The organism is Vibrio crassostreae 9ZC13 (assembly GCF_000272045.2).
GTDB classification, from domain to species: Bacteria; Pseudomonadota; Gammaproteobacteria; order Enterobacterales; family Vibrionaceae; genus Vibrio; species Vibrio crassostreae_C.
In genome coordinates, this window is record NZ_AJYZ02000042.1 from 1 (window position 1) to 13,608 (window position 13,608).

Genomic DNA, 13,608 nt, shown 5'->3' on the forward strand with positions numbered 1-13,608 from the left:
TTTCGGTTTCGGTGGCTGAAAGTTTGGGATAATTTGAAAACCATTTGGACATAGCTATGCCTGTACTCTTACCAGAGTACTAGCGGCAGAAGTTTCATAATTTCTGTTGCGCTGCGCTTACAAACCGATAAGAACATAAATCGATATCTACTTAGCCATCTTTACATACCTTTACATCACATGACGTTATCTTACTTACATTAGTATATTCTTAAGTAGTGAAACAAAGAGAAGGAAAACGTCATGAAAATCAAAAGCACGATAATCGCGTTACTCGGTATCGTTATTGCCTTCGGAGCAATGGCTGGTGGAATGAATAAAGGCATGAATAACAATATGTCACGCCCAGTATTTTCACAGTTTGATCTCGATGGTGATGGCAAGATAACCGAAGCCGAGTTCAATCAAGCACGCTCAGAACGTATTGCCCAGCGAGCAGAAGAGGGACGTACGTTGAAAAATATCAATCAAAGCCACAGTTTTGCTTCGTTAGATAGCAACGCGGATCGCGCTATCTCTCAACAAGAGTTTAATGCTCATCAAGGCATGGTGAACCCCAAAAATACCATGGGCAAAGGCAAAAACAATCAGTAGCTCAATTCAATCAGGCCTCCATTTGTGAGGCCTGACTTATTTTGAGATCAAGGAAGCAAATCCGCTTATGTTGGTGTGCTACCTTTTGCTTAAGGAAAAGCTAATATATAGTAAGGGAATCGCTATGACTAGGTATAGCTGGTTACAAAGGGCTCTGTTTGTTCCTCCTGTTTTGTTGGGCATCGCGTTATTGGTGATCGCACCAGGGATGAAGGCTGAACCGCCTAATGCGAGTAATACGGCTGCTAAAAAGGTGGTTCGGGTGTTGAAAGTCGAGCCGCGAAATATCCAACCTTCTGCCATCGGATATGGACATACCGAGTCTGTTCAAGACTGGCAGGCACAGTCTGAACTTGACGGCGCGGTTGTGTGGGTTTCTGAGCAATACAAAACGGGCGCTATTATCCGCAAAGACAGCGAACTCCTTAGAATTGACCCCACCGCTTATCAACTTACTATTGCCCGTTTGCAAGCTGAGCTTGAAGTGCTAATGCTAACGAATCAGACCATTATCGATTCGCTCAAGATTGCAGAGAAAGAGTTTGAGGTACAACAGTCAGAATATGCCCGCTCAATCAAATTGAGTGAAACCGGGCATATCTCCAAAACAGAGAAAGACCGCGCGACCAAAGACTTGCTCAGCAGCCAGCAACAGCTCCAGACACAGAAAAACCAACTGGCAATTAATCAAGCGCAGCAAAAGGTTTTGCAAACGGAACTAGCACTTGCAAACCGAGATCTCGAACAAACCGTAATTAAAGCCCCATTTGATATTCGCATTGTCGAAACCTTGGTTGGACTCGCCGAGTATGTCAACAAGGGGGAATTGCTGCTCAAAGCGGATGACATCGATGCCGTTGAGGTTCGGGCGCAGTTTCCGCTTGGTAAAATGCGTCCGCTAAGAAATTCCAATCGCTTTGACTCGCTTGACGAAGATGTTCATAGCAACTTGAGCGCGACAGTCGAGCTCCAAGCAGGCGATAAAGTAATTACTTGGCCTGCCGAGATCAGCCGCTCCGGCGGTGAAATCGATGCTCAGACTCAAAGCCAAAGCCTGGTTGCACAAGTAAATCAGCCCTATCAGCAAGCCATTCCCGGGGAGAAGCCACCACTTATTCGTGGGACTTTCGTTAAAGTCACGATTAAAGCACCAATGATGGAGCAACAAGTCTTGCTACCGATAAACGCCATCCATGATGGTAAAGTTTACACTGTCTCTGAAGGTAAACTGAAAAGCAAACCTGTCAGGATAGATTTCGTCCAAGGGCAGGTTGCGGTGATCAAATCTGGCGTGGAATTCGGTGATGTGGTTGTGCTAAGTAAACTTTCACCCGCCGTTGAGGGGATGGCTTTACAACCGCAACCGGATGAGAAAATCGGCCTTTGGTTGGATACGCAGAGCGGATTTAAAGCCCTAAACGCGATTCAGAAAGAGGGAAAATTATGATCGCTTTTTTTGCTCGGCACACCACTGGCGCCAATGTCCTGATGATGGCGGTACTGCTGTTAGGGGCTTTTGCCTTGCCCAAACTGCAGAAAGACACTTTTCCGTTGACGCCGACCAAAAATATTGAGGTTCGGATAGTTTATCCGGGCGCGTCACCTTTTGAGATGATGGAAGAAGTGTGTTACCCGTTGGAAGATTCTCTCGATAAGCTGAGTGGAATTAAAGAGTTAAGCTGTGATGCCCGAGAGAGTTTGGTCATCGCCAATGTGGAAATCGGCGATGATGAAGACATTGACACTTTAACCAGCGATATTCAACAGCAGGTTAACGCCATCAGTGATTTTCCGGATCGAGTTGAGCAGATCACGGTGTCGAAACTGGACCGAGTGGCAACGGTGGCCAGTGTCGCGATTACCGGCAATATGTCAGATAGGGACTTATATCTCTATGCCCAACAAATTAAGCACAAGTTAAAAGAGAGCCCATTGATCGCTCAGGTGACCGTGAGCGGTTTTGCGGATCAAGAAATAGAAATTCGCGTATCGCAGTGGAAGTTGCAGCAGTACGGCCTGAGTGTGTCCGACTTGTCCAATCTAGTACAACAGCAAAGTATCAGCACTCCTGCTGGCGTATTTAGTAATGACTTGGAAGAGATCAGCGTCCGCTTCGACCACTTAGGCAGCAACGTCAGAGACTTCGAAAATATCGTGATTAAATCCAGTGAGACGGGGACTCAGGTTCGCCTCGGTGATGTTGCCGTTATTCAGCAGAAGTTCACTAGCGATGAAAATCAAATCCTGTTCAATGGTCAGCGTGCCGCTTTGCTTCAGGTGTCCAAAACGCAATTTCAAGATACCTTAACGGTCAAAGATGCGATCGTCAGCATCGTTGAAAAAGAACAGGCGAGAGCCCCTGAAGGCGTCGCTTTAACCATCACCCAAGATTCCAGCACTAATATTATTGAGCGTCTGAGAATCCTCACCAGCAATGGCGCACAGGGATTAGCACTGGCATTTTTGATGTTGTGGGCGTTTTTTAATATTCGCTTTAGCTTTTGGGTCACCATGGGGCTGCCGGTTTCATTCCTTGGCGCCATTTTTGCGATACAACTTCTCGGTTATACCCTGAATATGATGACGCTGGTCGGGCTGATTGTCGCGATTGGTCTGCTAATGGACGACTCGTTGATCATTGCAGAAAACATCGCTGCCAAGAGGCAACAAGGGCTACCCGCGTTTGACGCTGCAGTTGAAGGTACCAAACAAGTCTTCCCAGGTGTGATTGCATCGTTTGCTACCACCATCATGGTGATAGGGCCGCTGATGTTTCTCACAGGCAAGATGGGCGAAGTACTACGCTATATTCCCATCGTGTTATTGATTACCTTGCTTGTTAGTCTGATAGAAGCTTTCTTGATCTTGCCGTCTCATTTGGCACATAGCCATACTGAATCTCGCTCTAATCCTATACGGGACAAGTTCATTGCCGGTTTTGAAAACATCAGAGACAGATTCTTTGTGCCAGTGAGTGTCAAGGCGATGAATGCACCTTATCTTTCAGTAGGGATATTGGTGATGGTGGTGATGATTTCAACCGCTTCCATTTCGTCAGGTTGGCTGAAATTCAAAGCCATGCCTGCCTTGGAAAGTGATGTGCTGCAGGCGCGTATCTTGCTCCCTCAAGGCAGTTTACTGAGCCAGACAGAGGCGGTGGTGGAGAAGGTTTCAAACGCGCTTGATGAACTCAACCAAGAATACGCAGAGAAATACCCAAGCTCAAAACCTTTGGTCGCGAGCACCACGATCATGTTCAACTCAAATGCTGATGCTAATGAGTCGGGGCCGCATATGGCAACCGTCAGTGCCGATCTATTGCCAGCGCAATTTAGGCAGCAGAGCATTAAAGATCTGATCCAAGATTGGAAACAAAAAGTAGGCCCTACGGCGGATGTGGTTTCACTCAAGTTTACCGATAAAGAACGGGGCATTGCTGGCAATGGCATTGATATTCGGGTTCAGGGTGAGTCGTTACAAGAGCTCAATCAAGTCAGCCGCTCGCTGGTGAAATGGTTGAAGGGATTTGACGGTGTCTATAACCTCTCCACCGATCTGCGTGAGGGCAGAACCGAATTTCACGTTAACCTTAAAGATGAAGCTGGCGTGATGGGAGTTAATGCTTCCAACATTGCTCAAACGCTGCGCAGCGCGGTAAAAGGCAGTACTGATCTGACGGTTTTCCAACAAGGCGAGCTGGTGGATATTAGTGTGAGACTGGATGAGTTTACGCACCAAGCTAGCCTGTATGAGTTGAATAACTTGATGGTGACGGCAGGCAATGGAACCCTAGTTCCATTATCAAGTGTTGCGACGTTTGACAGAAAACAAGCCTTCTCGCGAATTCACCGCATTAATGGGATGAACACTGTGGTTGTGCAAGGCAATATCGATACGCGGGTTGCCAATGCGCGTGAAATCATGCTGCAGTTCAATAGCGAATTTGTCTCGCAAACTCAACACAAATTCCCAGACATCACCTTCACCTCGCAAGGTCAGGATAAAGAAAGCTCAGATACGGGCTCCTCGCTGGCGACCTTCTTTGCTCTTGGCGTGGTGGGGATTTATCTTATTTTAGTGTTCCTGTTACAAAGCTACACTCAACCGATTGCTGTGCTGCTGGCAATCCCTATGGGCTGGATTGGTGTGGTATGGGGGCACTTGGGCATGGGGTTCGATTTGACTATTCCAAGCTTGGTTGGCTTTGCTACCTTAGCGGGTATCGTCGTTAACGATAACATTCTGTTGGTCAATTTTATTAAGAAGAATATCGCCCAAGGCGAGCGCTTGATAGACGCTTGTCGAGAGGCGGTACGTGACCGATTTAGAGCGATATTTATCACCTCGTTAACCACATTTGCAGGATTGCTTCCACTGTTAACCGAAACCAGTACGCAAGCGCAATTTCTGATCCCGTTAATTGCCAGTATTGCGTTTGGCTTAGTCTCGGCTACGTTACTAGCGTCAATTGTTGTGCCTTGCGTGCTGCTTATTTTGGACGATTTAAAGCTGACCAAATGGGCAGAAGGTGCTCAATCTTCCCTTTGAGGCCCTTGGGAGTGCATGCTGAACCATGTCATTTAGCCCGGCATGAAAATGGTAGTTTGCGTAGAATTTATTTGGCGATTAAACCCTATCACTGACTGCTGTTTTTTTGCGTACAAAAAACAATAGGGTCAGGTCTTGTCTTTTGCTCTTTGGTGGCAGTTTTTCTATCAGGTTTAGTTATTTGTCATACCTGAAGTTATTAGTCATTTGCTAATGTTTGATTTTCCAAAACTCATTTCTGTCCAAAAGTTTGTTATACACACATCCACTATACGGTGATCCCTACACCACACTCACCACCAAAAAAAGCGCAGACCTTTCGATCTGCGCTTGTGGTTATTGTCCCGATAACACTGTTTAAATCGTTTTCAATTAACCCACGTTCTTACGTGCGTTTTGGAACATACGCATCCAAGCGCCATTCTCGCCCCAACCTTCCGGAGACCAAGAGTTTGCAACCGTACGGAATACACGCTCTGGGTGAGGCATCATAATTGTCACGCGGCCGTCAGTCGTTGTTAAACCTGTGATAGCGTTTGGCGAACCATTCGGGTTATTCGGGTATTGCTGCGTTTGGTTACCGTTGTTATCAACGTAACGTAGAGCAACCGTACCTGAGTTTTCAATCGCGTTTAGGTGGTCGTTATCACGTACTTCTACGCGGCCTTCACCGTGAGAAACAGCGATTGGCATACGAGAACCTTCCATGCCGTTGAAGAATACAGAATCTGACTTCTGAACTTCTACTAGGCTGAAACGTGCTTCAAAGCGCTCAGATTCGTTGCGAACGAAACGTGGCCAGTACTCCGCACCTGGGATAAGTTCACGTAGATTCGACAGCATCTGACAACCGTTACACACACCTAGAGAGAAGGTATCTTCACGCTTGAAGAAGTTTTCAAACTGGTCACGAGTAGAGTCATTAAACAAAACCGACTTCGCCCAACCTTCACCAGCACCTAGTACATCACCGTAAGAGAAGCCACCACATGCCACAAGGCCGTTGTATTCTTCTAGTACCGCTTGACCTGTTAGGATGTCGCTCATGTGAATATCAGTTGCTTCGAAGCCTGCACGGTCGAATGCTGCTGCCATTTCAACGTGAGAGTTAACACCCTGCTCACGTAGAATCGCCATCTTAGGCTTAGCACCTGTGTTGATGAACGGTGCTGCGATGTCTTCGTTTACGTCAAAGCTCAGTTTCACGTTCAGACCTGGGTCCGAGTTGTCTTTCTTCGCTTCATGTTCTTGGTCAGCACATACTGGGTTATCACGCAGACCTTGCATCTTGTGCGTTGTCTCAGCCCAGATAGTACGTAGTTCAGTACGGTTACGTTCAATCACTACAGACTCGCCAGACTTAATCACTAGTTCATCTGATGCTTCCCCTTCACCAACAACGCAGCCAATCACATGAGAACATGCTTCTAGACCGTTAGCTGCAAGAGTAGAAAGTACTGCGTCTAGGTCGTCGTTACGGACTTGGATTACTGCACCTAGCTCTTCGTTGAACAGTGCTGCTAGCGTGTCTTCACCTAACGCTTCAATGTTTGCATTAACACCACAGTGACCTGCGAATGCCATTTCTGCTAGCGTTACGAATAGACCACCATCGCCTTTATCGTGGTAAGCGACAACTTGGTCGTTCGCTACAAGTGCTTGAACGCCTTCGTAGAAACCTTTTAGTTGCGCTGCGTTGTCTACGTCTGCTGGCTTGTCACCAAGCTGCTTGTAAACCTGTGCAAGTGCTGTTGCACCCATACGGTTTTTGCCGTTACCTAGGTCGATAAGAACTAGGCTTGTATTACCTTTGTCAGTGCGAAGCTGAGGAGTAATCGTCTTACGAACATCTTCAACACGTGCAAACGCAGTGATAACAAGAGATAGCGGAGACGTTACTTCTTTCTGCTCGCCATTCTCTTCCCACTTAGTCTTCATCGACATTGAGTCTTTACCCACTGGGATAGTTAGACCCAGAGCTGGACATAGTTCTTCACCAACCGCTTTAACCGCTTCGTAAAGACCTGCATCTTCACCTGGGTGACCTGCTGGAGACATCCAGTTAGCCGACAGTTTAATGTGTTTGATATCGCCAATGTTGGTCGCTGCGATGTTAGTAATTGCTTCACCAACCGCTAGACGAGCCGATGCGCCGAAGTCTAGAAGTGCCACTGGCGTACGCTCACCAAGAGACATAGCCTCACCGTGGTAAGAGTCGTAGCTTGCCGCTGTTACTGCGCAGTTAGCAACAGGAACCTGCCATGGACCAACCATTTGGTCACGAGCTACAAGGCCTGTTACCGAGCGGTCACCGATGGTGATAAGGAATGTTTTCTCAGCGACTGTTGGCAAGCGAAGAACACGGTCAACCGCTTCGTTCATCTCGATGCCAGAACGGTCAATCGCAGGGTTGTTAGCTTTTAGCGTTTTCGCGTCACGGTGCATCTTAGGTGTTTTACCTAATAGGATGTCCATTGGCATGTCGATTGGCGTGTTGTCGAAGTGTGAATCTTCTAATTTCAGATCACGTTCTTCAGTTGCTTTACCAACCACTGCGTACGGTGCACGTTCACGCTTACAAATCGCGTCGAACGTTGCCATGTCTTTATCAGCAACCGCCATTACATAACGCTCTTGAGATTCGTTACACCAGATCTCAAGTGGGCTCATGCCCGGCTCATCGTTTGGCACGTCACGTAGATTAAAGATACCGCCACGCTCGCCATCGTCGACTAGCTCAGGAAGAGCATTCGAGATACCGCCCGCGCCCACATCGTGGATAAATGCGATTGGGTTCGCATCACCAAGCTGCCAACAACGGTCGATAACTTCCTGACAACGACGCTCCATCTCTGGGTTTTCACGTTGTACAGAAGCGAAATCAAGATCTTCAGAAGAAGAACCAGAATCCATTGAAGATGCCGCACCGCCGCCAAGGCCGATGTTCATCGCAGGACCACCTAGAACGATTAGGCTTGCACCTACCGGGATCTCTTTCTTCTGAACGTGCTCATCACGGATGTTGCCAAGACCACCAGCTAGCATGATTGGTTTGTGGTAACCACGCACTTCTTCACCTGCGTGAGAGTTTACTTTCTCTTCGTAAGTACGGAAGTAGCCAAGTAGGTTTGGACGACCAAATTCGTTGTTGAATGCCGCGCCACCAAGAGGACCTTCAAGCATGATATCCAGAGCAGTAACGATACGGCTTGGCTTACCAAAGTCAGTTTCCCAAGGTTGAACGAAGTTCGGGATCTTAAGGTTAGATACAGAGAAAGCAACAAGACCCGCTTTTGGCTTACCACCAATACCGGTTGCGCCTTCATCACGGATTTCACCGCCTGAACCTGTCGATGCGCCTGGCCACGGTGAGATTGCCGTTGGGTGGTTGTGCGTTTCAACTTTCATCAAGATGTGTGTTTTTTCTTGGTGGTAGCTGTACTGGCGAGTTTCTGGATCTGGGAAGAAACGACCAACTTCAGAACCTGTCATTACCGCTGCGTTATCTTTATAAGCAGACAGAACATGTTCTGGTGTCGTTTCAAAGGTGTTCTTAATCATCTTGAACAATGATTTTTCTTGCTTAACGCCATCGATAGTCCAATCAGCGTTAAAGATCTTATGACGACAGTGCTCTGAGTTCGCTTGTGCAAACATCATTAGTTCGATGTCAGTCGGGTTACGACCTAGCTTCTCAGTGAAGCTTTCAAGAAGGTAATCAATCTCATCTTCTGCAAGTGCAAGACCTAGGGTAACGTTTGCTTTTTCAAGCGCTTTACGTCCACCAGTTAGTAGGTCAACTTCCGCATAAGGAGCAGGCTCAGCAACGGTAAATAGTGCCGCCGCTGATTCGAAGTCAGTGAAAACCACTTCCATCATACGGTCGTGCAGGATTGCTTTCAGCTCAACAAGTTGAAGTTCAGAAAGTTCAGCAGAGGTTTCAATGTAGAAAGCAGTACCGCGCTCTAGACGTGACACTTTAGCCAGTCCGCAGTTGTGTGCGATATCTGTTGATTTTGAAGACCAAGGCGAGATAGTGCCTGGGCGTGGCGTTGCAAGCAGCAGTAAACCTTCAGGTTCATGCTCTTCAATCGTTGGACCGTAAGTCAGTAGCTTTTCTAGCTTCTCAACTTCAGACTCATCTAGGTCTGCCGTTAGATCAGCAAAGTGGGCAAACTCAGCGTAAATACCTGTTACAGGTAAGCTTAATTCACGACAAAGCTCTAAAAGCTTGTTAACACGAAACTCAGATAGAGCTGGGGAGCCACGCAAAATTCTCATGTGCTTACGTCTCTTATGCAGTTGATTAAGGTAGTATTGGAATAAATTCAGTGGGTTAAAGGAAAAACCTAACTGTTTTCTTCGAAGCTATTCCCGAAGGTTTAAAAACCTATGCCGATCCCACCTCTTCAATGCGAGCGCATTATAAAGCATTTCTTTTTGTGACGTAACACCAAAAGCAACCGTTTGCGTGATTTTTTTTATCTTTCTGCGTAAATGGTACTTTTGCTGCATTTATCACCACTTTTACAACTGTTTAATTAAACCTGCTTTGCCAGCCTTGCGGGGTTTGGTATAAAGGAGCTTCCACTTTTCGAGATTTCATTTTGATGCCTAAATTTACGCTCATCTTTTCGTCTAAGTTCCTTCTGCTCGCCATCGCCCTATTTGGGTTGGCTGGATGCCAGATTGAATCTGAACCTAAAAGTGTCCTTGAGCAGATACGAGATCGTGGCGTTCTTCGTGTCGGCACCCTAAATAACCAACTCTCTTATTACATCGGTCCTGATGGTCCTGCTGGCTTGGATTACGAATTAGCTCGTGAATTTGCGCAGGAGCTTGGTGTAAAGCTTGAGGTTAAACCCGCTTACCGTTTGTCAGGCTTATTCCCTGCGTTGAAGAAAGGCGAGATCGACCTTATCGCGACCGGCTTAACGCAAAATAACAAACTGACACGCGCTTACCGCGCCGCGCCTGCTTATTACTATGTAAGCCAACAGGTCGTGTACAAAAAGGGCCAATGGCGCCCAAGAAACCTTGAGCAATTGATCAATTTTGAGAATGAGCGTCAGGCTGAGTTTGTAAAAGCACAAGCTGAATCAGAAGCTGCGGTATCAAGCGAGACGCTGACGCCCTCTTTGGTTGTGGTGAAAGACTCGCACTTTGAACCAACACTCAAACTGCTGCAGAAAACGCACGATGACTTCATCTATGACGCGGTTGGCAATGCAGACATCAATGACCTGCTAAAAGAAGTATCAACAGGCGAACGTTTATTCACAGTGGCCGACTCTATCGAGCTATCACTGGCGCAACGTTTGTACCCAGATGTTGCCTTGGCATTTGAGCTGACAGAAGACCAACCTATCTCTTGGTATTTGCAGAAGTCTGAAGATGAAAGCCTTTATGCTCTGTTGATTGAGTTCTTCGGTAACCTAAAACAGTCTGGTGAACTGGCTTCACTAGAAGAGAAATACATCGGCCACATCGGCACTTTTGACTACGTTGATACTCGTGCCTTTATCCGCGCACTGGACAGCAAGTTGCCAAAATGGTCGCCGCTATTTCAAAGGTACTCTCAAGAATTTGATTGGCGCTTGATTGCCGCTTTGGCCTACCAAGAATCACACTGGAACCCTGTTGCGCGCTCACCAACGGGTGTTCGTGGCATGATGATGTTGACACTGCCCACCGCGAAGAGTGTTGGGGTAACCAACCGTCTCGACCCGAACCAGTCGGTACAAGGCGGTGTTGAGTACCTGCGTCGTATCGTGAACCGAGTACCAGATTCAATCACTCAACACGAAAAGATCTGGTTTGCACTTGCTTCATACAATGTCGGTTACGGGCACATGATGGACGCGCGTCGCCTCACGAAGGCACAAGGTGGCGATCCCGATGCTTGGGGCGATGTGAAAGACAGACTGCCTCTGTTAAGACAGAAGAAGTACTACAGCCAAACTCGCTACGGCTATGCGCGTGGTGATGAAGCTAGAAATTACGTTGAGAACATTCGCCGTTATTACCAAAGCATCATCGGCCATGTAAATAAGCGTAATAAAGAACAAGAAGAGAGTCTTGAGGGTTTGATTGTCATCCCACCTTTAGAGACTTCTAGTGCTGAATCAAGCATTAGCGCTGCTGAATCGACAGTAAGCAGTTCAGAATCTTCGCAATAGAAACTAAAAGAGCAATGCCATTAAGCATTGCTCTTTTTTATTGTGCTTTTTATAACTGCGCATAAAAGAATAAGCTCGACAAAAGGCCGTGAAAATCGATGTGTCATATTGCAGTAACAATCGAACTTTATAACGGCACACCATAATCAAGATTATGCTCTGTTGCACTTCCGTGCTGGGTTTTCGCTAGAACTGCTCTTCTGGGTAAGCCAAGCGCGCGACAGGCCAAATAAACGAATAACACTATAATTAAATCGTTAGTCCAAACTAAAAAGTCAGACGACAAATAGGAAATCATTGAAATGATGAAGAAACTGAAATCGAAACGCCTTGATAAGACCGTTGCTGCAAACCGTCGTAAGCGTATGCTTTCAAATAATAAGAAGAAGATCATTTGGCGCAATCGCGCTTTCATGCAGATGATTGCTGAGTAAATGTAGTTACTCAGTCAGTTTGCTTGGCACTCTTGCGATAGAGAGTGCCGAAAGTACGCTGCTATTTCTTATTGCCAGCCTTCATCTCTGCTTCTAAACGCTGCTCTTCCAACAGACGTTCTTGCTTTCGCTTCTCTTTTATCTCTTTTCTACGACGCTTGAAAAACGCTTGTAATTGCTCACGGCACTCTTCCTCTAACAAACCATGTTCAACGTCGGCATAGTGGTATGAGGCCTGGCTTTCAAACAAATTCAACACTGTACCTGCAGCGCCTGCTTTTAAGTCTGGAGCACCAAACACAATGCGCTTTACTCGGCTGTGTAGCAAGGCACCTGCGCACATTGGGCAAGGCTCTAGCGTAACGTATAAAGTGGTATCGAGTAGCCGATAGTTTTCTAAGGTTTGACCGGCTTTACGCAAGGTTTCAATTTCTGCGTGTGCCGTAGCATCGTGGCTGCCAATCGAACGGTTCCATCCTTCAGAGATAATCTCCCCATCTTTTACTAATACTGCACCAACAGGAACCTCTCCCTCGCTCTCTGCTTGCGTAGCCACCTCGATGGCGCGTCGCATGAAGATTTCATCTTGAGGGGTGAATTGATGGTCTGACAAAGGGAACTCCAGAAACAAAGGATAAAAACGAAAATAGGTATGCGGTGAAGCATACCTAATCTTAGAGATAATGAACAATAAAGAGGTAATAGACAACAACAGACAATGAACCATTGCCGCTTGCTGGTTGGTCGAACTGTTAGCTATTAGCGTCTTCTGTGTCACCGGCTATTGGCGTCGCTTTGATGCTCACAATACGGTTATTCTCAACAGAGATAATTTCAAACTGCCACTGCTGGTATTGAACAACTTCGCCTGCATCCGGTAAGCGCCCTATTAACCAAGTCACAAGGCCATTCAACGTTTGGAAGCTCTCGCTTTCGCCCTCAAAATCCGATAGCTCTAAACGGTTCTTCAGTTCACTGATAGGAATCAATCCATCCACCAACAAACCGTCTTCCACTTGCTCGGTCCAAAGATCGTTCGGATTATTCGATAGCTCGCCAGCAATCGCCTCAAGAATATCGTAATGAGTCACAAGACCTTGAACATCGCCATACTCGTCGACAATGAATGCCATCTCGGTACCCGACTCTTTAAAGTAGCCAAGTAGGCGCAGAGCTTTCATCGATTCTGGAACATAGATCGGCGAGCGAGACAGCCCCATGATCACTTGAATGCTTAGATTGCCCGCCTGATTCAGCAAGGCTTTGGCTGACACTGTACCCACCACTTTATTGAGGTGATCTTGGCACAATGGAAACACACTGTGTTTTGATGAACGCAGTTTCTTTAATATCTGCTCAACGGGTTGGTCGACATCCAGAAAGTCGATGTCTCGACGCGGAGTCATCAATGAGCTCACAAGACGATCATCAAGCTGCAAGATATTACGAATCATCTCTTGTTCGCCGCGTTCAATCACACCCGATTCTGAGCCCTCTTTCACAAGTGCATGGATATCATCTTCGGTAACGCTATCTTCTTCACCGCCTCGGCCCATCAACTTAAGAATACCTTCCGTTGAAGCCGACAACGCAAACACAAACGGCGTCGCGATTTTAGATAACCAGAAGATTGGCAGCGCGACTAACACAGCAATGTTTTCAGCTTGAGACTGAGCAAAACGCTTTGGTACCAACTCACCGACAACGATAGCGAAATAAGTAATACCTACCACCACAACCGCAGTAGACAAGATGTTCGCTTGTGTTGGGTCTAGTCCCCACAGTTCAAGTTGAACGGCTAGTGGAGCCGATAGCGTCGCCTCACCCACAATCCCGCTGAGTAGTCACCACTT

Annotated in this window: 6 protein-coding genes and 2 pseudogenes; 5 read left to right on the top strand and 3 right to left on the bottom strand. The window is 46.9% G+C overall.

Annotated features, from left to right (window positions below):
• Positions 1 to 243 precede the first annotated feature (243 nt).
• The 3 genes from A136_RS18730 to A136_RS18740 all read left to right on the top strand — a co-directional run bounded on the left by A136_RS18730 (position 244) and on the right by A136_RS18740 (position 5,142).
• On the top strand, positions 244 to 594 hold the full coding sequence (locus tag A136_RS18730; protein WP_017059884.1) for an EF-hand domain-containing protein: 351 nt from the start codon (positions 244 to 246) through the stop codon (positions 592 to 594).
• Between the two features lie 124 nt (positions 595 to 718).
• Positions 719 to 2,041, top strand: coding sequence for an efflux RND transporter periplasmic adaptor subunit (locus A136_RS18735; RefSeq protein ID WP_032545691.1), 1,323 nt, complete (start codon positions 719 to 721; stop codon positions 2,039 to 2,041).
• Positions 2,038 to 5,142, top strand: coding sequence for an efflux RND transporter permease subunit (locus A136_RS18740; RefSeq protein WP_017063782.1), 3,105 nt, complete (start codon positions 2,038 to 2,040; stop codon positions 5,140 to 5,142). The genes A136_RS18735 and A136_RS18740 overlap by 4 nt, the downstream gene beginning before the upstream one ends.
• A gap of 372 nt (positions 5,143 to 5,514) precedes the next feature.
• On the opposite strand, the gene purL is transcribed toward A136_RS18740, so the two are convergent.
• Positions 5,515 to 9,423 (bottom strand): phosphoribosylformylglycinamidine synthase, encoded by a 3,909-nt coding sequence (gene purL / locus A136_RS18745; protein WP_017059881.1) that lies wholly within the window; start codon positions 9,421 to 9,423, stop codon positions 5,515 to 5,517.
• A gap of 329 nt (positions 9,424 to 9,752) precedes the next feature.
• On the opposite strand from purL, the gene mltF reads away from it, so the two are divergent.
• The gene (mltF, locus tag A136_RS18750; RefSeq protein ID WP_017063783.1) at positions 9,753 to 11,321 is read left to right on the top strand and encodes a membrane-bound lytic murein transglycosylase MltF; all 1,569 of its coding nucleotides are present in this window, start codon (positions 9,753 to 9,755) and stop codon (positions 11,319 to 11,321) included.
• A gap of 302 nt (positions 11,322 to 11,623) precedes the next feature.
• Complete coding sequence (locus tag A136_RS23135) at positions 11,624 to 11,755, top strand: hypothetical protein (protein WP_017059878.1); 132 nt, start codon at positions 11,624 to 11,626, stop codon at positions 11,753 to 11,755.
• Between the two features lie 61 nt (positions 11,756 to 11,816).
• Here the strand turns inward: A136_RS23135 and tadA are convergent.
• Together tadA and A136_RS18760 are read right to left on the bottom strand one after the other, a co-directional pair.
• Positions 11,817 to 12,421: pseudogene (tadA, locus tag A136_RS18755) on the bottom strand (tRNA adenosine(34) deaminase TadA).
• A gap of 86 nt (positions 12,422 to 12,507) precedes the next feature.
• A pseudogene (locus tag A136_RS18760) lies at positions 12,508 to 13,599 on the bottom strand (hemolysin family protein); the annotation flags it as partial.
• Positions 13,600 to 13,608 lie beyond the last annotated feature (9 nt).

Coding starts and splice junctions, on each gene's coding strand:
- A136_RS18730 (WP_017059884.1), top strand. CDS start 244: ATGAAAATCAAAAGCACGATAATCGCGTTACTCGGTATCGTTATTGCC.
- A136_RS18735 (WP_032545691.1), top strand. CDS start 719: ATGACTAGGTATAGCTGGTTACAAAGGGCTCTGTTTGTTCCTCCTGTT.
- A136_RS18740 (WP_017063782.1), top strand. CDS start 2,038: ATGATCGCTTTTTTTGCTCGGCACACCACTGGCGCCAATGTCCTGATG.
- purL (WP_017059881.1), bottom strand. CDS start 9,423: ATGAGAATTTTGCGTGGCTCCCCAGCTCTATCTGAGTTTCGTGTTAAC.
- mltF (WP_017063783.1), top strand. CDS start 9,753: ATGCCTAAATTTACGCTCATCTTTTCGTCTAAGTTCCTTCTGCTCGCC.
- A136_RS23135 (WP_017059878.1), top strand. CDS start 11,624: ATGATGAAGAAACTGAAATCGAAACGCCTTGATAAGACCGTTGCTGCA.